Genomic DNA, 21,953 nt, shown 5'->3' with positions numbered 1-21,953 from the left:
ATCCTCTTGAAGTGTTGGAATTAGAACAACGAGTAGACGATAAACAACTTCAGCACGATGAAATAGTGGTTCGAATGATTCTTAGTCCAATTAATCCTTCTGACCTAATTCCGATTCAGGGTGCCTATAAACATCGAATTCAGCTGCCAGCAGTACCAGGGTATGAAGGGGTTGGTGTTGTTGAAGCTGTTGGTTCATCCGTAACACTATCCCTTTTAGGTAAAAGGGTACTGCCTCTACGTGGTGAAGGAACTTGGCAACAGTACGTGAAAACGAAAGCCAATCTTGCAATTCGGGTTCCCGTTGAAATTGATAACGAAACAGCCAGCCAAATGTACATTAACCCTATGACAGCGTGGCTTATTTGTAAAGAAGAATTGGGGTTAAAGTCTGATGATGTATTCATTGTAAATGCTTGCGGTTCTGCTATAGGACGTATTTTTGCACAGTTTTCAAAGGTGTTTGGATACAGATTGATTGCGGTGGTAAGAAATGATAGCCATACCCAGGATCTGTATTCGCTTGGTGCTTGGGCAGTAATTGACACGTCTAAAGAATTGCTTGTCCCTCGAGTTTTGGAATTGACTTGTGAGAGGGGGGCAACGGCGGGTATTGATAGCATTGGCGGGCAAGATGGACACGACCTGATTGAGTGTATCCATCCAGGTGGCACAGTCTTAAATATTGGTCTTATGTCAGGAACTCAAATGAATTGGGCTCAGATACACCAAAAACATTCTAATATCAGAGTGAAACCATACTGGCTTAGGAGATGGATTGAAGGTATCTCCGATGTTCGGTGGCATGAAACTTTTGGTGAGGTATTCCAATTGGTGATAGATGGGGAATTGACCATTCAAGCGCCAAGAACGCGTTTTAGTCTACGGGAATATGAGAAAGCAATTATAGAAACTCAACAAAGTGGTCACATAGGGAAAGTGATTTTGGAACCATTTTCATTCAACTAACGTACGAATGGTCTTCGAACGGAAACATGAAACTATAATCATTGATTCTTGAGAACGTTAATTCAATATGAAAATGATTAACGGATTTGTGCGAAAATGAAGGTGATGGCACAGCAGATATTTTAAAAAATATGAACTGGCGTGAACCTAAGCGCGCTCTCAGGCATCTAACTTATGTAAGGCCAAGGAAGTGTTGCAAAGGAGGTCTACCAATGTGAACAAGAAATCCAATATAGAACGCGATGTCCAGCTTGCCAAGCATGGGGATCGGGAAGCCTTTAGCAGGCTGGTCCACGCTTGCGAGCGTAATTTGTATGGATTAGCTCGCTTGTATCTGAGGCGGGAAGAGGATTGCGCGGATGCCGTACAGGAAGCGATTTATAAATCCTTCGCAGCGATGTCGACCTTAAAGGAGTCTGCTTATTTTAGAACATGGCTGTCCCGAATTCTTATTCATGAATGCCTGCAACTGCTGCGCTCCCAGCAGCGGCTGCGGACGGTCGAACTTGCCAATGGGGGTGCCGATGCACTGCCGTATGAAGCGATCGAACTCAACGAAGCCGTGACTCATCTGGAAGATGATTTACGCAAAGTTATTCAGCTTCACTATTATCGGGATATACCGATCAACCATATCGCCAAGATGGTAGGTATACCGGAAGGAACGGTGAAATCCCGGCTGTACCGGGCGCGTGCCATATTGGCGGAAAGATTGGATCCTTCCACGGAAAGGAACGTGAGCCATGACCCGATAGTGTGTAAGGAGCCGAGTCTTAGGAACTTTGCTCCTATACTCATGATGATCCGGACGGCTAGGCTTATCGGGGATTACGATATCATTCATAGATCATGGGGTGTAACGGCTTAATGGAAACGAAAATCGATTAACATTCATTGCATGGTGCTGCTTACGGAAAAGGATCTTCCGGCGGAAGATTTTTATCGGAAACACGGTTTTGAAGTGAAGAAGGATATTATTTTTATGGCCAACAGGTTTTAGTCGGCGGGATATATTGAAAAATAGGGGAGCTGTCTTGATGTCGGTGCGTGTTCTTAACTAACCAAATTGTATAGGACTCTGGCTTGTGTTTTGGCAAAAACCTACTATACGTGAGGTTTATTTGTCATGGCGCGAAGGCTCTGGGTCCACCTGGTTAAGAACACAACAGCCATCCCATATATATTGACTGTACAGCCGTGCCCCGGGCACGGCTTCCCGCTTGGGGGACAGAAGGTGGACGATGGTTCATGGACTTCTGTCCTTTTTTTATTACTGCAGCACGTATGGGGTTACGTGTGTTCTTTTCCAGGGGCAATAACCACCCCATATTCAGGAAAAGAGCGTGATTCATATGATGAATTTTATAGAAGAAGTGAAAACCAAGGTTCGTTTGCAGGAAGGCGTTCAGGTCATCGAACAGCTGCTGGTAGCAAGTTATATGCGGCCCGGTATTTCAACCAAAGAGCTGGCACGACATACGTATCTACCGGTTCCAGTCACTGCGGCAATCAAGAAGGAGCTCATCAAGACAGGTGCTCTCATTCAAGAGCGGGGAGTTCGCTGCACCTCTGCCGGGAAGGCCTATGTTGAACATGAACTGGGATACGGGGGGATCGATCTAGATCTGTATCAGAAGCTTATGGCCGAAGAAACCGATTGGCGGCCGGAGCTTTCTGATGTACTAGCGAGGCTCACGGAGATCCTGGAGCAGCGCCCCCAAGTCGATGTTCAGATCGACCAATCCCAATGCACGGTTGAGACGAGTCTTCGGAGAGCCGTTCTGTGTCTGAGGGAGCACAGTCTGATCGGCAAGAACATCCTGTGCGTTGGCGATGACGACCTTGTGAGCATTTCGCTGGGTCTGCTGCTTAAACGGCTGTTCCCGAACGCAAAGGACCAGAGAGCCGCCATTACCGTAATGGATATCGATGAGCGATTCCTGCGGTATATCCAGGTCGCGGCTGCAAAAGAAGGCTTAGCGGTTACTTGCAGACATATCGATCTCAGGCGCCCTTTGCCTGAGGGCTGGAGCGGGCAATATGATTGTTTTTTTACGGATCCGCCCTATACGCTTCAAGGGCTGACCCTGTTCTTATCCAGAGGGATTAGCGCGTTGAAACACGAGAAGGGATGCCCCATCTTTCTCTCCTTCGCGCACAAATCCCCCGATTTCACATGGTCCATGCAGCGTGAATTCGTTCGTATGGGGTTGTCGGTAAAGCAGGCGCTGCTTCATTTCAATCAATATATCGGAGCGCAGATGATCGGCAACAGCGGTCAGATGATCGTGCTAACAACGACGGAATTTACGGAGCCTCATATTACGGATTCTTTCGAGGAGGAGCTCTACACAGGCGAGGTTAGGCGAACGGTCCGAACTTACAGATGCATCCAATGTCAGGGCGAGCTGCAGGTAGGCGTTCAGGGTGATTATTCTACGATCGAGGATTTGAAGAAGCAGGGCTGTCCCGTATGTGCCAATCTTACGTTCACACGGCTGGCTAAGAAAACGATCTGACTTATCTTTGTGGAAACAATCGAGGGGAGGTTATAATAGGGGGACAGAGGAAGGGGAGGGCTATGAAAGTATTAGTGTTGGCTGAGAAGCCGTCCGTTGCAAAGGAAATTGCGAGAGTAATGGGCAGCCGCGAGAAGCAGAAGAATTATTTTGAAGGACCGAAATATATTGTGACCTGGGCGCTTGGACATTTGGTAGGACTTGCCGAACCCGAGGACTATGATAAGAAGTACCAGACTTGGGCGCTGGAGGATTTGCCGATTCTCCCGGATAACCCAAGGCTTAAGGTGCTGAAGGAGACAAGCCACCAGTTCAAGACGGTTCAGCACCTGATGAAGCGCCCGGATGTCGGCGAGATGATTATTGCCACCGATGCTGCCCGTGAAGGGGAACTGCTTGCACGCTGGATCCTCAAAATGGCGAAGTGGAACAAGCCGTTCAAGCGGCTGTGGATTTCTTCCCAGACGGATAAGGCGATCAAGGAAGGTTTTGCATCACTCAAGCCGGGGCAGCTGTTCGAACGGCTGTATGAATCCGCACGCTGCCGGGCGGAAGCGGATTGGATGGTTGGACTGAATGTGACGCGTGCGCTGACAACCAAATTTAATGCACAGTTGTCGGCAGGCCGGGTTCAGACGCCAACGCTCGGGATGATCATGGACCGGGAGAAGGAAATCGTGAATTTCCGCTCTCAGGAATATGAGACGCTGCAGGCGGATCTTGGGAATTTTGAGGTTTCTTGGCGTCCGGCCGGCAGAGACGGTCGTCTATTCGAGAAGGATAAAGCGGCCAAGCTGAAGCAGAAGCTGGAGGGCAGCACCGGTAAAATCGTCAGCGTGAAAAAGAGCGAGAAAACCGAGCCGCATCCGCTGGCCTATGATTTGACCGAATTACAGCGGGATGCCAACCGCCGATTCGGGTTCTCGGCCAAGCAGACCTCGAACGTGCTGCAGCGCCTGTATGAGCAGCATAAGCTGGTCACCTATCCGCGTACGGACAGCCGTTACCTGACATCGGATATGGTCGGAACGTTGAAGGAGAGACTGGCGAGCATCGCGATCGGGCCCTATGCCTCCATTGCACGTCCGCTGCTGCGTAAAAATTTATCGCCGGGCAAAAGGGTCGTGGATGACAGCAAGGTTACGGATCACCATGCCATCATTCCGACCGAACAGACCGTGCTGCTGAATCAGCTGTCAGTGGATGAGCGCAAGCTGTACGATCTTATCGTACGCCGGTTCATCAGCTTGTTCTATCCTCCTGCCCGCTACGATAACGTATCGGTTACAGTCCAGATTGAGGGAGAACAGCTCTACGCGAAAGGGACTACGATCAAGGACAGCGGTTGGCGAGAGGTATATGGCGGCGATTATGATGATGACGCTGAAGACGAGCAGGACGAGGTTCAGGGACAGTCTTCCGGCAAGCTCCTGCCGGAACTGCGAGAAGGAGAGTCGGTGAAGGTGGTCCGCTGCGTACTGAAACCGGGACGGACCCAGCCGCCGAAGCGTTATAACGAAGCAGCGCTGCTCTCCCAGATGGAGAAGCACGGCCTAGGAACCCCAGCGACTCGGGCTGATATCATCGAGAAGCTGGTTAGCTCGGATACGATCGAACGGCAGGGACAAACCCTCCATCCGACAGGCAAAGGCAAGCAGCTCATCGAGCTTGTCGCCCCTGAGCTGAGAACACCGGAGCTCACGGCACGCTGGGAGGCCGAGCTCGAACGGATCGCGAAGGGGCAAGGTAAGCCCGAACCGTTCTTGCGTGGAATTCGGGACATGACCAAGAAGCTGGTCACGGATGTGAAGGGAAGCGAAGCGGAGTACAAACCGCATAATGTCTCGAACAGCCACTGTCCGGATTGCGGGACAAGACTGCTGGAGAAGAAGACCAAGCGCGGCAAGCTGCTTGTCTGCCCGAGTGACGATTGCGGATACAAGCGTTCAGGCGAGAAGCGTCTGTCCAATCGCCGCTGTCCGCAGTGCCACAAGAAGATGGAGATGAAAGAAGGCAAGGCGGGGCTGTTCGTGCAGTGCCTGGGCTGCGGCATTACGGAAACGTTGAAGAAGGATGCCAAGCATGTGAACAAACGCGAGGAGCGGAAGCTCGTGCAGCAATATAGCAAACAGGAGTCGATCGGTTCGAACCTGGGTGACCTGTTGAAGGCGGCACTTGAGCAGAAGGGGAAGGAATAATCTGCTTAAGGCATCTCCCCATTGCTTGAAAAGCGATTTTATTGCCGTCGCTAGCATAACCTCGGGTAGAATGGCTCATTCTACGGACAGGGGGTGATTTGCATGCCGAATCATAAAGCAAGAAAAAGCGAAAACCAGCAGAACAAATCAAGCATTCTTGAGGAGAGCAAGACCCTCAAACCGAAAAAGGCTGCAGACTATGTTCCGAGCCTGAATGAAATATCCAAGAATGAATCATAAGTTTTGAGTAGGGGTTGAGCATGGCCTGGCTGTCATTATGCCGGACACGGGTTCGTTGGAATTATGACGCTCGGCCGTGTCCTAATAATGGCATTCATAGATGGGCATGATCCAAGATTATTTAGCCGGCATTGTCTTCATTCGCCTGCAGTTTTATAATAGCCATAGAATGTAAAGCAAATGGCTGATTGGGGAAGATCGATCAGTTGGAATGGGGGTGCGTGAACCAACGTGAGACCTGCACTGATCGTTTGGTTTATTTTTATCAATGCGGTAGCCTACCTGGTCATGTCGGAGGATAAACGGCGTGCCCGAATGGGACGGGATCGGGTTCCGGAGAGAACGCTGTTTCTGCTGGCTGCCATAGGCGGGGCCTTGGGTGTATGGATTGCCATGTACCGCAAGCGTCATAAAACGAGGCATTTATCATTTAAACTGGGCGTGCCGCTGTTGCTAGTCGTGAATGTCGCGCTATACACGTACTTCTGGGGATAGTCTGTTTAATCTGAACTACATAGGAATATCACAGCGAGTCAGCAAGCTCGTTTCATATCGGCATGAAGTTGTTTAATAATAAGTAGTAGGTCTTTTAACTGTAGTAGGTCTCTTAACTATAGAAAGAGGTGGCCTGTATGCTTTTTACTAAAATTCTTCTAGCTTACGACGGCTCCAAAGCAGCGAATAAAGCGCTCGGACGTGCGGTTGAACTTGCCAAGGTAACACCGGGAGCTGCGCTGGATGTCATTCATGCTTACGATTTTCCGCGTTTCTTCGTTGGGGAAGGGCTTGCCCCAATTCCAGCTTCACTTAATAAAGATGTCTACGATCTTGCTGTGCAGACGACAGAGGAAATTCGTGAGCGGATTGAGAATTCAGGCGTCACCGGCCAAGTGGAGATGATCCAGGGTCCTCCCGCTGAGGTCATTCTGGAGTATGCGAATCAGAACGGAAGTGACCTGATTGTCATCGGCAGCCGCGGTCTTGGCGGTATCCGCGAGTTCGTATTGGGCAGCGTCAGCCATAACGTAGTGCAGCATGCCAAGGTTCCGGTACTGGTTGTAAAATAATGTGTGGGGACGCTTAGGCGTCCCTTTTTTATAGAGTTCGATTATAGATGAGGTGTTTCATTCTCCAAGGTAAGCTTATCGGCCAATATGGAGGCAGTCTGATAGGCTCTCTGTAAATCGCTGCATACGATTCGATGGATAATAAAATCATGCTTGTGTTCGTTTAAGTATTGCCCCAGCTTCTCCGCTTGCCTGATCCCTTCGTTTATGAGCCCTCGCTGGCTCCACCCTCCGCGGTACCCTTCTTCATCTTGACCATGCCTTACGAGATAGATAGCCATTGGTTCCTCCTTTGTAATAGATTCTGCTTAGTAAGATTCAAATATAGATATCGGATTAAAGTTTTGTCGTATTTCATATTCATGTCGGATGATATGATTTCGACACTCGCCCCCATCTTCCTTGTAAGTAATTACAATTAAAGAGCAGAATCCGGTCTTATTTTATTCTCCGATAATACTTTTCCCTTACCCTCTATGCAGCAGCAAAAAAAGGTTCTCGCTCCAGCGGAGCGGACGAATCGTGGATGGAGAAGCGAAGCGTTCGCCTTTAAACACGGGAAACATCCATTATAGTTCAATCCAGTTTCCTGTGTTTAACAGCCGATCGGAATCACGATGCGTCAGCGCAGCGCTGACTATGCTCCACATGAACTGCTCACGGCTTTTCATGTTCAGCAGTTGTCTACGCTTTCTAATGCCGCAATCTCCAAGATGTTTTTGCTGCAGCATTGCTCACTCCCTAGATACGAACATTATTTTTTATGTAAATCCGATTGTTCGTGTTTAGGTTGACATTTGGTGTCAGAAATTGATAAACTGAGGATGTTGAGGTTCAAAATAACTTATGAAGCATGATTGATGAAATTTAATATTTCTCGTATAAAGCCGGGGATATGGCCCGGAAGTCTCTACCCGGAAACCGTAAATTTTCGGACTACGAGGGAATACAAACGGTGCGGCTACGACGGGGCTTGGTTTCATGTTTGCCTCTTTGGCGGCGGATGCGCAAGACTCTTCTGCTTGACGCAGGCAGCAGCGTTCGTAATCCTTGTATGTCCGAGACCTGCACAGATTTTGTGTTTACGGGATCGGACTTTTTTTTCAGCAGTAACCATTATATTGTCGAATTTCGAAGAAAGCGGGGGTAACTCATGACAGCACAAGTAGGAGTCATTATGGGAAGCCAATCAGATTGGGATACGATGTCCCATGCATGCCAGGTGCTAGACGAGCTTGAAATTCCTTATGAGAAAAAAGTCGTATCCGCTCACCGGACGCCGGACTTAATGTTCCGGTATGCCGAGGAAGCGGAGGGCCGGGGGCTTCGCGTCATTATCGCCGGAGCCGGCGGGGCCGCTCACCTGCCCGGAATGGTCGCGTCGAAGACGGTATTGCCGGTTATCGGCGTTCCGGTTAAATCGAAAGCGCTGAAGGGGCTGGATTCATTGTTGTCGATCGTGCAGATGCCGGGCGGCATTCCGGTAGCAACCGTAGCGATCGGTAAAGCGGGAGCAACTAACGCCGGATTGCTCGCCGCCCAGATTTTGGGCACTTCGGATGCGGGGATTCGGGAAAGAGTGCAAGCGCGCCGGGATCGTATCCGTGACGAAGTGCTGGAAAGCAGCGATAACCTATGATGGAGAACGGAGCACAGCAGACGAAGGTCTCTAGCAAAAAGCTACTGCCAGGTTCCGTCATTGGTGTACTTGGCGGGGGACAACTCGGACGGATGATTGCGCTGGACGGGATCCGGATGGGATATTCGTTCGTCACCCTTGATCCGACGCCGAACTCCCCGCTTGGCCAGATGGCAGAGCAGGTTACGGCCCGGTATGACGACGTCGAGGCTGCCCGGCAGCTCGCCGTCAAAGCGGACGTCATTACGTACGAATTCGAAAATGTCGATGCGGGCGTCGCCCAGCTTCTGGAGGAACAGTCTTATGTTCCCCAGGGAAGCAAGCTGCTGTACACCACGCAGCACCGCTTGCGCGAGAAGGCCGCAATTGAAGCGGCCGGCGTACCGGTTGCGCCGTATCGTGAAATAACAAGCTTGGAAGATTTACAGTCCGCCGCCTCTGAACTTGGACTTCCGTGCGTGCTTAAGACCGCCATGGGAGGTTATGATGGTAAAGGGCAAGCGGTTCTCCGCAGCGAAGATGAGCTGGAATCAGCCTACAAAGAGCTGGCTGCCAGTGGAACGGAGCTGGTGTTGGAGAAGTTCGTGAAGTTCGCGTGCGAGATCTCCGTGATCGCGGCGCGTACGCCCAGCGGCATCGTGAAGAGCTTCCCCCCGGCAGAGAACGTGCATGTCAACAATATTTTGCACTTGTCGATTGTGCCTGCTCGCGTGACGAGCGAAGTACAGCGCAAAGCATGCCAGCTCGCAGAACGCGTAGCTGAAGGCATGGGAGCTGTCGGCCTGCTGGCTGTCGAGATGTTTGTGACCGAGGATGGGGAGCTGTACGTGAATGAGCTTGCACCTCGTCCGCATAACTCGGGTCACTACACGATGGAGGCATGCTCAACCTCTCAATTCGAGCAGCATGTGAGAGCGATCTGCGATCTGCCGCTCGGGGACACAACGCTGCTGAGCCCGGTCGTCATGGTGAACCTCCTGGGACAGCATCTGGAGGAAGCGGTACGGCGTTTTGGAGAGCACGACGCGCTTGCAGAGTCTCTCGGCGTTGTGCCTAAGCTTCATCTATACGGCAAGAGCGAATCGAAGTTTAACCGCAAGATGGGACATATCAACCTCTTGTGCGGGGATGTCGATGACGCGCTCGAATGGGTAGAGAAAACTAATATTTGGAGGCAGGATTAAACGATGATTGAACGTTACAGCAGACCGGAAATGCGGGCGATTTGGACAGAGGAGAACAAATTCAGAGCATGGCTGGAAGTGGAATTGTGCGCATGCGAGGCATGGGCAGATCTCGGCGTCATTCCGAAGGAAGATACCGTTAAGCTTCGCCAGAATGCAACCTTTAATATGGATCGGATTTATGAAATCGAACAGGAAACCCGCCATGATGTCATCGCCTTTACTCGCGCGGTTTCGGAAAGCCTTGGCGAAGAGCGCAAATGGGTCCACTACGGTTTGACTTCGACGGATGTGGTGGATACCGCGATGGGATATCTGCTCAAGCAAGCCAACGATATTTTGGAGCAGGACATCCTGCGCTTTATCGGTATTTTGAAAGAGAAGGCACTAGCCTACAAGCATACCCCGATGATGGGCAGAACGCATGGGGTGCATGCAGAGCCGACCACCTTCGGTTTGAAAATGGCGCTGTGGCATGAAGAAATGATCCGCAACCTGGAGCGCTTCCGCCATGCGGCCGACGGCGTGCAGTACGGCAAAATTTCCGGAGCCGTTGGAACGTATGCCAACATCGATCCTTCGGTTGAAGAATTCGTCTGCCGCAAGCTTGGCACGAAGCCGGCGCCGATCTCGACCCAGACGCTGCAGCGTGACCGTCATGCGGAATACATGGCAACACTTGCGCTCATCGCGACTTCGCTCGAGAAGTTCGCTACCGAAGTCCGCGCACTCCAGAAGAGTGAGGTTCGCGAGGTCGAAGAGGCATTCGCCAAAGGACAAAAAGGTTCCTCCGCGATGCCGCATAAACGGAATCCGATCGGTTCCGAGAACATTTCGGGTCTTGCGCGCGTCATTCGCGGCCACATGGTTTCGGCTTACGAGAACGTGTCGCTCTGGCATGAGCGGGATATTTCCCACTCCTCGGTAGAACGTATCATCCTGCCGGACGCAACGATGCTGCTGAACTACATGCTGAACCGCTTCGGCAACATCGTGAAGAACCTGACCGTCTTCCCTGAGAACATGAAGCGCAACATGGCTCGCACGTTCGGCGTTCCTTTCTCGGGCCGGATCATGACGAAGCTGATCGACAAGGGCTTCAGCCGCGAGCAAGCGTACGACACCGTTCAGCCTCGGGCTATGCAGGCATGGGAAGAGCAGCGCCAATTCCGCGAGATCGTGGAATCCACGCCTGAGATCACCGAGGTGCTCAGCGCCGAGGAGATCGAAGATGCATTTAATCCAAGCTGGCACCTGAAGCATGTGGATACGATTTTTGCCAAGCTGGGATTGGAGTAGTTCAGAATTTTGTATTAGGGCCTGAGGGCTTTAAACATAATTAATAAATTCATAATAAATCTGGGGGCAACAGGTATCGGAAAAACAATCCGCATTCGTAGTGCTGAATAAGCTGAAAACCTTTAACATGATACGGAGCATTCTATTTTCATCCGTCAGAAATATAGGGAGCGACGGTTACTCATGCGTGAGCAGCACGTCGCCCCAAGGGGAGGAAACACATGACATTACCGGCATTATCGACCGCGACTCATCTGGTCAACGTACCGCTGCTGTATAAGGGCAAGGTCCGTGAATTGTACGACCTGGGCGAGCACGTACTCATTGTAGTAACCGACCGTATTTCCGCTTTTGACTATGTGCTGGAGCCGCCTGTACCGGCCAAAGGAACCGTGCTGAACAAGCTGAGCGCCTTCTGGTTTGAACAAACGGCGCAGCTCATTAGTAATCATGTCGTGCACACAGACGTGAACCTGCTGGGCGATGCCGTTAAGGACAAGGAGCTGCTGGACGGACGCATCATGGTGTGCCGGAGGGCCGAGCGCATCGATATCGAATGCGTGGTGCGCGGGTACATTACCGGCGGAGGCTGGAGACAGTATCAGTCCTCTGGCGAGGTTAACGGCATGAAGCTGCCGGAGGGTCTGCGCAAGAATGAGGCTTTTCCCGAGCCGATCTTCACGCCGGCTGCCAAGAACGATGTCGGTCATGACGAGGACATCCCGCTATCGCGCATGAAGGAGCTTGTCGGCGGGGAGCTGGCGCTGCAGCTGCGGGACAAAAGCCTGATGCTGTACAAGTTCGCCCGCGATTATTGCAGCAAGCACGGCATTATTTTGGCCGATTGCAAGTTTGAGTTCGGTTTAATCGATGGAGAGATCATTTTGATCGACGAGATTTTTACGCCGGATTCCTCCCGTTTCTGGGATGAGAAAAATTACGCGCTAGACATTGAGATTGATAGTATGGATAAGGAGCCCGTCCGCACGTATCTCGCTTCGTCCGATTGGGATAAGAACAGTGAGCCGGATCCCCTGCCGCAGGCCGTGGTGGAGGAGACGACGCGCCGCTATACCGATATTTACAGTCGAATCACGGGTGCAAGCCTGTAAAGCTTTTATAAACCATTTCATTCATATATACCGAGGAGGAACAGGATACAATGTTGAAAGCAAAGGTCTACGTCACGATTAAACAGAGCGTATTGGACCCTCAAGGGGTAGCGGTGCAAGGTGCACTTCATTCGATAGGGTACAAGGAAGTGGAAAGCCTGCGGATCGGTAAATATATGGAACTTGAGCTAGGAACGGACAACCGTGAGGAAGCCGAGCTGCGAGTGAAAGAAATGTGCGAGAAGCTTCTGGCCAATACGGTGGTTGAGAACTACCGTTATGAATTGGAGGGCTAAACCAATGAAATTTGCAGTGCTGGTCTTTCCTGGCTCCAATTGTGATATTGACTGTTATAAAGCGGTAGAAGAGACGATTGGTCAGCCGGTGGATTATGTGTGGCATACGGCTACGGACCTATCTCCATATGATTGCATTTTGGTACCCGGCGGATTCTCCTATGGAGATTATCTCCGGTGTGGTGCGATTTCCCGATTCGCCCCGGTTATGAGCGAAGTGGCGAAAGCGGCGGAAGAGGGCAAGTATATTCTTGGCATCTGCAACGGATTTCAGATTTTGACGGAAGCCGGACTCCTTCCCGGAGCTCTGCGCCGTAACGATTCGATGAAATTCCGCTGCCATGACACGGTGCTCAAAGTGAACAATAACACAACGCCGTTTACGCGCGATTACGCGGAGGGGCAAGAGATTGTCATTCCGATCGCGCATGGCGAGGGCAACTATTACTGTGATGAAGAAACACTTCAAAAGCTCCGGGATAACCGGCAAATCGTATTTACGTATCAAAACAATCCGAACGGCTCGATCGAGGATATCGCAGGCATCTGCAACGAGCGGGGCAACGTAATCGGCATGATGCCGCATCCGGAGCGCGCAGTCAGCAGCCTGCTCGGCTCGGATGACGGTAAAGCAATGTTTACATCCATATTACAGGCATGGAGGGATACTCATGGCGCAGCAAACGTCCGTTAAGGAACCGACAGCAGAACAGATCGCAGAGCATCAGATTTACAAGCAAATGGGAGTTTCGGACAGCGAGTATGAGCTGATCTGTTCCTTCATGGGACGCAAGCCGAATTACACGGAAATCGGCGTATTCAGTGTCATGTGGTCCGAGCATTGCGCCTACAAAAATTCCAAGCCGCTGCTTCGTCGTTTCCCGACAAGCGGCCCGCGCGTCCTGATGGGACCGGGCGAGGGCGCCGGGATCGTTGATATCGGCGACAACCAAGCGGTTGTATTCAAAATCGAAAGCCATAACCATCCATCCGCTGTTGAGCCTTATCAAGGCGCAGCCACGGGCGTTGGCGGCATTATCCGCGATATTTTCTCCATGGGGGCAAGACCGGTAGCGATTCTTAACTCGCTTCGTTTCGGCAAGCTGGAGAGCGATCGCGTTAAATATTTGTTTGAGCACGTGGTATCCGGCATTGCCGGTTACGGCAACTGCATCGGGATCCCGACGGTAGGCGGCGAGGTAGTATTCGACGAAAGTTATGAAGGCAATCCGCTGGTCAATGCGATGTGCGTCGGCGTTATCGACCATGATAAGATTCAGCGCGGCGTTGCAAAAGGGGTAGGCAATCCGGTCTTTTATGTCGGGCCTCCAACCGGCCGCGATGGCATCCACGGCGCAACCTTCGCTTCCGTTGAGCTGACGGAGGAATCCGAAGCGAACCGTACGGCTGTTCAGGTCGGCGATCCGTTTATGGAGAAACTCGTGATGGAGTCCTGCCTTGAGCTGATCGATTCCGGCATCGTGCTGGGCATTCAGGATATGGGCGCCGCTGGATTGACTTGCTCCAGTGCGGAAATGGCAAGTAAAGCAGGCAACGGTCTTGAGCTGTACCTGGACCAGGTGCCTCAGCGCGAAGAGGGCATGACGCCTTATGAAATGATGCTGTCGGAGTCCCAGGAACGGATGCTGTTCGTGGTTGAGCCGAAGCATGAGGAGCAAGCGCGGGAAATCTTCGAACGCTGGGGCGTTATCTGCGCCAAAGTCGGCAAAGTGACGGACGATGGCCGCCTGAAGCTGATGCACCACGGTGAGGTGGTCGGCGATATGCCGGTTAAAGCGCTCGTAGACGAGTGCCCGATCTATAACAAACCGTCCCAAGAACCGGCTTACTACCAAGAGCAGGCTGCGGTGGATACGCTTCGTTATGAAGAAGTGAAGGATTTGGGCGGTGCCCTCAAGAAGGTGCTCGGTTCGCCAAGCCTTGCAAGCAAAGCATGGGTATACAACCAATACGATTATATGGTTCGCACCAGCACGGCCGTTCGTCCGGGTTCGGATGCTGCTGTCGTAACGGTGCAGGGAACGCGGAAAGCCCTGGCGATGACAACGGACTGTAACGGACGTTACGTCTACCTCGACCCTGAGCTTGGCGGCAGAATCGCGGTCAGCGAAGCGGCGCGTAATATCGTATGCTCCGGCGCCGAGCCGCTGGCGATTACGGATAACCTGAACTTCGGAAGCCCGGAGAAGCCGGAAATTTTCTGGCAGATGGAAAAAGCCGTGGACGGCATGGCGGAAGCTTGTCGTGAGCTTGAAACGCCGGTCATTGGCGGAAATGTGAGTCTCTACAACGAGAATGCCAAAGGCGCGATTTATCCGACGCCGGTTGTCGGCATGGTCGGTCTGATCCATGATACGGATCATATTACGACACAAGGCTTCAAGGCGGAAGGCGATGCCATCTACGTTCTGGGCGATACCCGTGCGGAACTGGGCGGCAGCGAGTTCCAAGCGATCATGCACGGAGTATCGGAAGGCAGACCGCCGGAACTGAACCTGGGTACCGAGAAGAAATTGCTCGGAGGCGTGCTGAAGGCCATCCAATCCGGTCTGGTACAATCCGCGCATGACGTGTCGGAAGGGGGACTTGCGGCCGCGCTGGCGGAGAGCTGCATCAGCGGCAACGTTGGGGCGAGCGTGCAATGGTCAACCGATCTGCGTAACGACGTAGCGCTCTTTAGCGAGAGCCAATCCCGGATCGTGTTGTCGGTTTCCCCTGATCATAAGAACGCGCTGGAGAAGCTCCTGCAAGAAGCGGACGTTCCATTTACCGCGCTTGGCGTAGTCGGCGGGAATAAGCTTAGCATTAACATTAACGGTGCTTCTGCGCTGGAAGAATCCGTGGAGGCTTTGAAATCCGTCTGGGAGGATGCCATTCCATGTCTCATGAACTGATACCCGAAGGACTGTGGACAGGGGATTACTACAATGAGGGAACAGGTCAGAGCGATATTTTCGATACTTTAAAAGAAGAGTGCGGCGTATTCGGGGTGTTTGGGCATCCCGATGCCGCCTCCCTTTCCTATTACGGGCTTCACGCCCTCCAGCACCGCGGCGAAGAAAGCGCAGGAATCTGCGTGGCCGACGGCGAGAATTTCAATTATCACCGCGGGATGGGACTTGTAAAAGAAGTGTTTGATAAAGACAAGCTGGAATCGCTGAAGGGCAGCATGTCCATCGGGCATGTCCGTTACTCGACCAGCGGGGACAGCAGACTGACGAATGCGCAGCCGCTCGTCTTTAAATATCGCGAAGGAAATCTGGCGATCGCAACGAACGGCAACATCGTGAACGAGCCGAAGCTTCGGCGCGAGCTGGAGATGGAAGGTTCCATATTCCAGACAACCAGCGATACGGAAGTCATTGCGCATCTGATCGCGCGTTCGCCGAAGGATTTTGTCGAGGCTGCCAAGGACGCCTTGCAGCGTCTGGTGGGCGGGTTTGCCTTTCTGCTCATGACCAATGACAAGCTGCTCGTCGCTTCGGATCCGAACGGACTCCGTCCGCTCACGATGGGTCGTCTGGGCGATGCATATATCTTCACTTCCGAGACCTGCGCGCTTGAAGTCATCGGGGCGGAAGCGATCCGCGATGTTGCTCCCGGGGAACTGCTGATCCTTGATCGGAACGGGCTTCGGGAAGAACGGTATACGGAAGCGGGACGCAAAGCGTTGTGCGCGATGGAATATATTTATTTCTCCCGTCCGGACAGCGATCTGAACGGCTCCAATCTGCATTCGGCCCGCAAACGGATGGGCAGCAAGATGGCCCTGGAATCGTTCGTGGATGCCGATGTGGTTACAGGCGTACCGGATTCCAGCATCTCGGCCGCTATCGGTTACGCCGAGCAAACGGGCATTCCTTACGAGCTCGGATTGATCAAAAATAAATATACGGGCCGGACGTTTATTCAGCCGAGCCAAGAGCTGCGTGAGCAGGGCGTGAAGATGAAGCTGAGCGCGGTACGGCGCGTGGTCGAAGGCAAACGGGTGGTTATGATCGATGATTCCATCGTACGGGGAACCACGTCCCGCCGGATCGTCAACCTGCTTCGCGGAGCGGGCGCGACCGAAGTGCATGTACGGATTACGTCGCCGCCGTTCAAGAACCCTTGCTTCTACGGCATCGATACACCGGACCGCAGGGAGCTCATCGCTTCCGAGAAAAGCGTCGAGGAAATCTGCCGGGAGATCAACGCGGATTCCTTATCGTTCCTTAGCCCGGAGGGACTTATATCCGCCATTGGCGGTTATGATGAGCACAGCCCTAAAGGCGGTTTGTGCATGGCATGTTTTGATAATGATTACCCGACGCAGATTGATTTTAACGGGGAAGAGAAGATGGGCTGCAGCTGCTGATTCTGCAGTGGACAGCCATTTTTTCTCGGTTTTATCCTTTAAGCTGGTTATTGATTAAGCCCATAAATGATGTGTGAACAGATACTTTCGTCATAACGAAAAAGGAGTGTTGAGCGCGTGTCGGATACGTACAAACAAGCAGGCGTGGATATCGCTGCAGGCAACGAAGCGGTAGAGCGTATGAAAAAGCATGTCAAAACGACTTTCAGACCGGAAGTCATGACCGACCTCGGGGGTTTTGGCGCACTGTTCAAGCTGAATAAAGACCAATATGAAGAGCCGGTACTCGTCTCAGGCACGGATGGCGTCGGCACAAAGCTGAAGCTTGCATTCGCGATGGACCAACATGATACCATCGGCATTGATGCGGTAGCGATGTGCGTGAACGATATTGTGGTGCAAGGCGCAGAACCGCTCTTTTTTCTCGACTATTTAGCGTGTGATAAGGTCATTCCGTCCAAAATCGAATCCATTGTCAAAGGGATCGCCGACGGATGCAACCAAGCCGGCTGTTCCCTGATCGGCGGGGAAACGGCGGAGATGCCGGGCATGTACAGTGAAGGCGAGTATGACATCGCGGGCTTCACCGTAGGCATCGTCGACAAAAGCAAAATGATCAACGGGTCGAATATCGCGGCAGGCGACACGGTGATTGGTTTAGCATCCAGCGGTGTGCACAGCAACGGCTTCTCGCTTGTTCGCAAGCTGCTTCTGGAGGACGCAGGCTACTCCCTGCAGCAAGAGCTTCCGGAACTGGGCGGACGTCTTGGCGACGTGCTGCTCGCACCGACCAAGATTTATGTGAAGCCGCTGCTCGGACTGTTGAAAGAGATCGAAGTAAAGGGCATGGCGCATATCACGGGTGGCGGATTCATCGAGAATATTCCGCGTATGCTGCCGGATGGCGTCAATGTCGACATCGAATATGGCTCTTGGCCGATTCTGCCGATCTTTAAGCTCATGCAGGAAAAAGGCAGCATTTCGAACAAGGATATGTTTACGACATTTAATATGGGAATCGGCATGGTGCTTGTCGTCAAAGAACAGGATGCAGACGGAGTGCTTCAATATCTCCGTTCCGCAGGCGAAGAGGCTTATGCGATCGGCCGCGTGACCGAAGGCGAGCGTATCGTAACCTTTACGGGAGCTGAGGTGTAATGAAATCGTTTCGGATTGCGGTTTTCGCTTCCGGCAGGGGCAGTAACTTTCAGGCTTTGGTAGACGCGCAGCACAGGGGGGCCCTGGGCGGCGAGATCAGCATTCTGGTATGCGACAAGCCGCAGGCTCCCGTCGTGGAGCTGGCACAAGCGGCGAATGTGGATGTTTTCTCGTTTCAGCCGAAGGATTATGCCTCGAAGGAAGATTACGAACGTGAAATTGCGGCAGAGCTTCAGCAGCGGGGTGTCGAATTAATTGTCCTCGCCGGCTATATGAGGCTGTTGAGTCCGTCCTTTGTCGAGTTCTATAGCGGCCGGATTATCAACATTCATCCTTCACTGCTCCCTGCCTTTCCAGGTAAAGACGCGATTGGCCAAGCGCTGGGCTACGGTGTGAAGATGACCGGTGTCACGGTTCATTTCGTGGATGGCGGCATGGATACCGGACCTGTTATTGCTCAAAAAGCCGTAGAGATCAAGGAAGGCGATACGGCAGAAGTGCTGGCAGAACGCATTCATGCCGTGGAGCAGAAGTTATACTCTGAAGTCGTTTCCTGGTTCGCCGAGGGGCGAATTTCGCTGAACGGGCGGAATGTGACGATTACCGAATAGGCTTTTGTAATAAAAGCGGTCAGGGTCTTTCGGTGAATCGACATGTTCGATATTTCTCGGGAAATAATTTGCAATTATGGATCTTCGACAGCATCTACGGAATCAAGACAGGCTTATTTAGTTGATTTTCATTCAAAATAGGGGGTATGAACGTGGGTATCAAAAGAGCTTTGGTCAGCGTTTCGGATAAAACCGGCATCGTAGAGTTTTGCCGCGAGTTGTCTTCATTGGGTGTAGAGATCATTTCGACAGGGGGAACGAAGAACCTCCTCGCCAAGGAAGGTGTTCCTGTCATCGGCATCTCCGATGTGACCGGATTCCCTGAGATTCTGGACGGGCGCGTCAAAACCCTTCATCCAGCCGTACACAGCGGCCTGCTTGCCATTCGCGACAGCGAGGAGCATCAGCGTCAGATGCAGGAGCTGGGCCTCGATTACATCGATCTGGTCGTGGTGAACCTGTACCCATTCCAGGAAACGATCGCGAAGCCGGGTGTCCAGTATGAGGATGCAATCGAAAATATCGACATTGGCGGGCCGACGATGCTGCGTTCGGCTGCGAAAAACCATGCTTTTGTGAGCGTGGTTGTCGATGCGGCGGATTATGGCAGCGTGATCGAGGAAATCCGCGAAGGTGGCGACACGACGCTGGAAACCCGTAAACGTCTTGCAGCCAAGGTATTCCGTCATACGGCGGCCTACGATACGTTGATTTCCGACTATTTGTCGAATGTAACGGGCGATCCGCTTCCTGAGCGCTTTAGCGTGACTTACGAGAAGATTCAGGACCTTCGCTACGGAGAAAATCCGCATCAAAAAGCGGCATTTTACCGTAAACCGCTGGCACCGGCGGGTACCCTGACGACAGCCGAGCAGCTGCACGGCAAGGAGCTGTCCTACAACAACATCAATGACGCGAATGCGGCATTGCAGATCGTGAAGGAGTTTGACGAGCCAACGGTGGTTGCCGTGAAGCATATGAACCCATGCGGCGTTGGAATCGGGACGAACGTATTGGAAGCCTATCAAAAAGCCTATAACGCAGACCCAACCTCCATATTCGGCGGGATTGTGGCAGCGAACCGGACAATTGACGCTCCGACGGCCGATCTGCTGAAGGATATTTTCCTTGAAATTATCCTGGCGCCTGATTTCACGCCGGAAGCGCTGGAGATCCTGACGAAGAAGAAGAACATCCGTCTGCTGAAGATGGGCGAGTTCGGTTCGGCCAAGGAGCGCCAGAGCACGCTTGCCGTAACAACCATCGAAGGCGGCATGATCGTACAAGAAAGCGATGTGCATTCCCTGGACGCCGCTGACCTGAAAGTTGCAACGGATCGTGAACCAACGGAGGAAGAGCTGAAGCAGCTGCTCTTCGGCTGGAAAGTGGTCAAGCACGTGAAATCTAATGCGATCGTATTGGCTGCAGACAACATGACCGTTGGCGTTGGCGCAGGCCAGATGAACCGTGTCGGCTCGGCGCGCATTGCGGTGGAACAGGCAGGAGAGAAAGCCAAGGGAGCCGTTCTCGCTTCCGATGCGTTCTTCCCGATGGGCGATACCGTGGAGCTTGCAGCGAAAGCCGGCATTACTGCCATCATTCAGCCTGGCGGCTCCATTAAGGATGAGGAGTCCATCAAGGCAGCCAATGAATACGGGATCGCTATGGTCTTTACCGGCGTGCGGCATTTCAAGCACTAATTCATGAGTATAAAAAAGGAGCTTCGCTGCAACCTTGAGGCTGCAGCTGGAGTTCACCTTTCAGCAACATATAGAGGCGACGCCGCTCTTTCGAGCGCGCCGCCTCTAAGTTTAAGGGGACCAGAAGGTGAAGATGACCTCACGCTTCGCCCTGTAAATCATTCATGTTATGAAATGTCGACGGTAATGTTGAAATGAATCGGGAGGGGTAAACCATGGATATTTTGGTTATCGGAGGCGGCGGAAGAGAGCATGCCATCGTATGGGCACTGGCAAAGAGCCCGAAAGCGGATAAGATTTACTGCGCACCCGGCAACGCCGGTATTGGACAGCTGGCCGAGTGCGTGCCGATCGCGGTATCGGAGTTTGAGAAGCTGGCGGCATTCGCCGTGGAGAAGCAGGTGGGACTCATTGTTGTCGGTCCGGATGATCCGCTGGCTGACGGCATCGTAGATGCATTCGACGCTACAGGCATCCCTGTATTCGGTCCGCGGAAAAATGCAGCCGAAATTGAGGGCAGCAAAACCTTTATGAAGGATCTGCTCCATAAATACGACATTCCAACGGCAGCTTACGCGAAGTTCGACGATTACGAGCAGGCGCTAGCTTACTTGCACCAGCAAGGCGCACCGATCGTCGTGAAAGCGGACGGGCTCGCAGCCGGCAAGGGGGTTACCGTTGCGCGGACGATCGAAGAAGCCGAGCAGGCGCTCAGCGACATTATGCAATCGAAGGTGTTTGGCGATGCGGGAAGCCGGGTGGTCATCGAGGAGTTTCTGGAAGGCCAGGAAATGTCGATCCTCGCCTTTGTGGATGGCGAAACCGTGAAGCCGATGTCGGCGGCACAGGATCATAAACCGGCTTATGATGGAGATCAGGGGCCGAACACCGGAGGAATGGGGACTTATTCGCCATTGCCTCATATTCAGCCATCCATTATTGAGGAAGCCATTGAGACAATCATCAAGCCTACGGCAAAAGCGATGGTTGCCGAAGGGCGTCCGTTCCGGGGCGTTCTGTTCGCCGGATTGATGATTACGCCGGATGGCAAACCGAAGACCATCGAATTCAACGCCCGCTTCGGCGACCCTGAAACGCAGGTCGTATTGCCGCGTTTGAAGACCGATCTGCTGGACGTCTTCCTTGCTGCCGTAAATGGAAGCCTGGCCGATCTTGAGCTGGAGTGGAGCGACGAGGCAGCCGTATGCGTCATTCTGGCTTCCGGCGGCTATCCTGCCTCGTATCCGAAAGGAATTGCGATCAATGGCCTGGAAGACGAACAGGACGGGACGATTGTATTTCATGCGGGCACCTCTCGCGATGCGGATGGAACGTGGAGAACGAATGGGGGACGCGTCCTGGGCGTTGTTGGTTTAGGGGCTGATATCGCGTCAGCACGTGCGAAAGCCTATGAACGGGCAGAAGCGATTACGTTTGAAGGCAAGTTTAATCGGACGGATATTGCGCTGAAGGCGCTGCAATAACGGAGCTTCAGTAGGTATCAGCCATTTACGATAGAAGGACTGCCGCTGATCTGTATTCAAAGATCATGAGCGGTAGTCCTTTTTTCCTGTTATCGGGAAC

The 21,953-nt window shown here is 52.5% G+C and carries 21 protein-coding genes and 1 riboswitch; of the genes, 19 read left to right on the top strand and 2 right to left on the bottom strand.

Annotation, left to right across the window (positions count from 1 at the left end; translation table 11 throughout):
• The first annotated feature begins 11 nt into the window (after positions 1-11).
• The 7 genes from DP091_RS29260 (at position 12) to DP091_RS29230 (ending at position 6,992) form a co-directional block, all read left to right on the top strand.
• Positions 12-968 carry a zinc-dependent alcohol dehydrogenase family protein gene (locus DP091_RS29260; RefSeq protein WP_258394735.1) on the top strand — a complete coding sequence of 319 codons (957 nt, stop codon included), beginning with the start codon at positions 12-14 and terminating at the stop codon, positions 966-968.
• A gap of 214 nt (positions 969-1,182) precedes the next feature.
• Positions 1,183-1,836, top strand: coding sequence for a sigma-70 family RNA polymerase sigma factor (locus DP091_RS29255; RefSeq protein WP_113061556.1), 654 nt, complete (start codon positions 1,183-1,185; stop codon positions 1,834-1,836).
• A gap of 484 nt (positions 1,837-2,320) precedes the next feature.
• On the top strand, positions 2,321-3,487 hold the full coding sequence (locus DP091_RS29245; RefSeq protein WP_113061555.1) for a bis-aminopropyl spermidine synthase family protein: 1,167 nt from the start codon (positions 2,321-2,323) through the stop codon (positions 3,485-3,487).
• Between the two features lie 62 nt (positions 3,488-3,549).
• Entirely contained in the window at positions 3,550-5,685 is a 2,136-nt protein-coding gene (locus DP091_RS29240; protein WP_113061554.1) for a DNA topoisomerase III, read from the top strand.
• A 102-nt stretch (positions 5,686-5,787) separates the two neighbouring features.
• The gene (locus DP091_RS31515) at positions 5,788-5,925 is read left to right on the top strand and encodes a hypothetical protein (RefSeq protein WP_181469949.1); all 138 of its coding nucleotides are present in this window, start codon (positions 5,788-5,790) and stop codon (positions 5,923-5,925) included.
• Positions 5,926-6,156: 231 nt separating this feature from the next.
• Positions 6,157-6,420, top strand: coding sequence for a DUF1294 domain-containing protein (locus DP091_RS29235; protein ID WP_076325616.1), 264 nt, complete (start codon positions 6,157-6,159; stop codon positions 6,418-6,420).
• Between the two features lie 137 nt (positions 6,421-6,557).
• Positions 6,558-6,992, top strand: coding sequence for a universal stress protein (locus DP091_RS29230; RefSeq protein ID WP_113061553.1), 435 nt, complete (start codon positions 6,558-6,560; stop codon positions 6,990-6,992).
• Between the two features lie 41 nt (positions 6,993-7,033).
• Here DP091_RS29230 and DP091_RS29225 read toward each other — a convergent pair whose 3' ends face one another.
• Entirely contained in the window at positions 7,034-7,273 is a 240-nt protein-coding gene (locus DP091_RS29225; RefSeq protein ID WP_258394734.1) for a phosphoglycerate mutase family protein, read from the bottom strand.
• A 288-nt stretch (positions 7,274-7,561) separates the two neighbouring features.
• Positions 7,562-7,723: a hypothetical protein gene (locus tag DP091_RS31510; protein ID WP_181469948.1), complete on the bottom strand. Its 162-nt coding sequence runs from the start codon at positions 7,721-7,723 to the stop codon at positions 7,562-7,564.
• A 126-nt stretch (positions 7,724-7,849) separates the two neighbouring features.
• A riboswitch (purine riboswitch) is annotated at positions 7,850-7,951 on the top strand.
• A gap of 194 nt (positions 7,952-8,145) precedes the next feature.
• Between DP091_RS31510 and purE the strand changes: the two genes are divergently transcribed.
• The 12 genes from purE (at position 8,146) to purD (ending at position 21,853) form a co-directional block, all read left to right on the top strand.
• On the top strand, positions 8,146-8,631 hold the full coding sequence (gene purE, locus DP091_RS29220; protein WP_009592351.1) for a 5-(carboxyamino)imidazole ribonucleotide mutase: 486 nt from the start codon (positions 8,146-8,148) through the stop codon (positions 8,629-8,631).
• Positions 8,628-9,815, top strand: coding sequence for a 5-(carboxyamino)imidazole ribonucleotide synthase (purK, locus tag DP091_RS29215; protein WP_113061552.1), 1,188 nt, complete (start codon positions 8,628-8,630; stop codon positions 9,813-9,815). The genes purE and purK overlap by 4 nt, the downstream gene beginning before the upstream one ends.
• 3 nt (positions 9,816-9,818) lie before the next feature.
• Positions 9,819-11,114 carry an adenylosuccinate lyase gene (gene purB / locus DP091_RS29210; protein ID WP_113061551.1) on the top strand — a complete coding sequence of 432 codons (1,296 nt, stop codon included), beginning with the start codon at positions 9,819-9,821 and terminating at the stop codon, positions 11,112-11,114.
• Between the two features lie 221 nt (positions 11,115-11,335).
• Complete coding sequence (locus DP091_RS29205) at positions 11,336-12,226, top strand: phosphoribosylaminoimidazolesuccinocarboxamide synthase (protein ID WP_113061550.1); 891 nt, start codon at positions 11,336-11,338, stop codon at positions 12,224-12,226.
• 50 nt (positions 12,227-12,276) lie between these two features.
• Positions 12,277-12,522 (top strand): phosphoribosylformylglycinamidine synthase subunit PurS, encoded by a 246-nt coding sequence (gene purS, locus DP091_RS29200; RefSeq protein ID WP_012819094.1) that lies wholly within the window; start codon positions 12,277-12,279, stop codon positions 12,520-12,522.
• A gap of 4 nt (positions 12,523-12,526) precedes the next feature.
• Positions 12,527-13,216, top strand: coding sequence for a phosphoribosylformylglycinamidine synthase subunit PurQ (gene purQ, locus DP091_RS29195; RefSeq protein WP_113061549.1), 690 nt, complete (start codon positions 12,527-12,529; stop codon positions 13,214-13,216).
• Positions 13,194-15,437: a phosphoribosylformylglycinamidine synthase subunit PurL gene (purL, locus tag DP091_RS29190; protein ID WP_113061548.1), complete on the top strand. Its 2,244-nt coding sequence runs from the start codon at positions 13,194-13,196 to the stop codon at positions 15,435-15,437. Before purQ ends, purL begins: the two co-directional genes overlap by 23 nt.
• The gene (purF, locus tag DP091_RS29185) at positions 15,422-16,900 is read left to right on the top strand and encodes an amidophosphoribosyltransferase (protein WP_113061547.1); all 1,479 of its coding nucleotides are present in this window, start codon (positions 15,422-15,424) and stop codon (positions 16,898-16,900) included. The genes purL and purF overlap by 16 nt, the downstream gene beginning before the upstream one ends.
• A 117-nt stretch (positions 16,901-17,017) precedes the next feature.
• Positions 17,018-18,058: a phosphoribosylformylglycinamidine cyclo-ligase gene (gene purM, locus DP091_RS29180; RefSeq protein WP_113061546.1), complete on the top strand. Its 1,041-nt coding sequence runs from the start codon at positions 17,018-17,020 to the stop codon at positions 18,056-18,058.
• Entirely contained in the window at positions 18,058-18,669 is a 612-nt protein-coding gene (purN, locus tag DP091_RS29175; RefSeq protein WP_113061545.1) for a phosphoribosylglycinamide formyltransferase, read from the top strand. Before purM ends, purN begins: the two co-directional genes overlap by 1 nt.
• Before the next feature lie 152 nt (positions 18,670-18,821).
• Positions 18,822-20,369 (top strand): bifunctional phosphoribosylaminoimidazolecarboxamide formyltransferase/IMP cyclohydrolase, encoded by a 1,548-nt coding sequence (gene purH, locus DP091_RS29170; RefSeq protein ID WP_113061544.1) that lies wholly within the window; start codon positions 18,822-18,824, stop codon positions 20,367-20,369.
• A 215-nt stretch (positions 20,370-20,584) separates the two neighbouring features.
• Entirely contained in the window at positions 20,585-21,853 is a 1,269-nt protein-coding gene (purD, locus tag DP091_RS29165) for a phosphoribosylamine--glycine ligase (protein ID WP_113061543.1), read from the top strand.
• Positions 21,854-21,953: the final 100 nt, after the last annotated feature.

The sequence above is a fragment of the Paenibacillus sp. MDMC362 genome, assembly GCF_003269305.1.
Classification (GTDB): Bacteria; Bacillota; Bacilli; order Paenibacillales; family Paenibacillaceae; genus Paenibacillus_AQ.
The sequence above is the reverse complement of the archived record's forward strand: the minus strand, read 5'-3'. Positions and strand labels throughout refer to the sequence as shown.

Coding starts and splice junctions, on each gene's coding strand:
- DP091_RS29245 (WP_113061555.1), top strand. CDS start 2,321: ATGATGAATTTTATAGAAGAAGTGAAAACCAAGGTTCGTTTGCAGGAA.
- DP091_RS29240 (WP_113061554.1), top strand. CDS start 3,550: ATGAAAGTATTAGTGTTGGCTGAGAAGCCGTCCGTTGCAAAGGAAATT.
- DP091_RS31515 (WP_181469949.1), top strand. CDS start 5,788: ATGCCGAATCATAAAGCAAGAAAAAGCGAAAACCAGCAGAACAAATCA.
- DP091_RS29230 (WP_113061553.1), top strand. CDS start 6,558: ATGCTTTTTACTAAAATTCTTCTAGCTTACGACGGCTCCAAAGCAGCG.
- DP091_RS29225 (WP_258394734.1), bottom strand. CDS start 7,273: ATGGCTATCTATCTCGTAAGGCATGGTCAAGATGAAGAAGGGTACCGC.
- DP091_RS31510 (WP_181469948.1), bottom strand. CDS start 7,723: ATGCTGCAGCAAAAACATCTTGGAGATTGCGGCATTAGAAAGCGTAGA.
- purE (WP_009592351.1), top strand. CDS start 8,146: ATGACAGCACAAGTAGGAGTCATTATGGGAAGCCAATCAGATTGGGAT.
- purK (WP_113061552.1), top strand. CDS start 8,628: ATGATGGAGAACGGAGCACAGCAGACGAAGGTCTCTAGCAAAAAGCTA.
- purB (WP_113061551.1), top strand. CDS start 9,819: ATGATTGAACGTTACAGCAGACCGGAAATGCGGGCGATTTGGACAGAG.
- DP091_RS29205 (WP_113061550.1), top strand. CDS start 11,336: ATGACATTACCGGCATTATCGACCGCGACTCATCTGGTCAACGTACCG.
- purS (WP_012819094.1), top strand. CDS start 12,277: ATGTTGAAAGCAAAGGTCTACGTCACGATTAAACAGAGCGTATTGGAC.
- purQ (WP_113061549.1), top strand. CDS start 12,527: ATGAAATTTGCAGTGCTGGTCTTTCCTGGCTCCAATTGTGATATTGAC.
- purL (WP_113061548.1), top strand. CDS start 13,194: ATGGCGCAGCAAACGTCCGTTAAGGAACCGACAGCAGAACAGATCGCA.
- purF (WP_113061547.1), top strand. CDS start 15,422: ATGTCTCATGAACTGATACCCGAAGGACTGTGGACAGGGGATTACTAC.
- purN (WP_113061545.1), top strand. CDS start 18,058: ATGAAATCGTTTCGGATTGCGGTTTTCGCTTCCGGCAGGGGCAGTAAC.
- purD (WP_113061543.1), top strand. CDS start 20,585: ATGGATATTTTGGTTATCGGAGGCGGCGGAAGAGAGCATGCCATCGTA.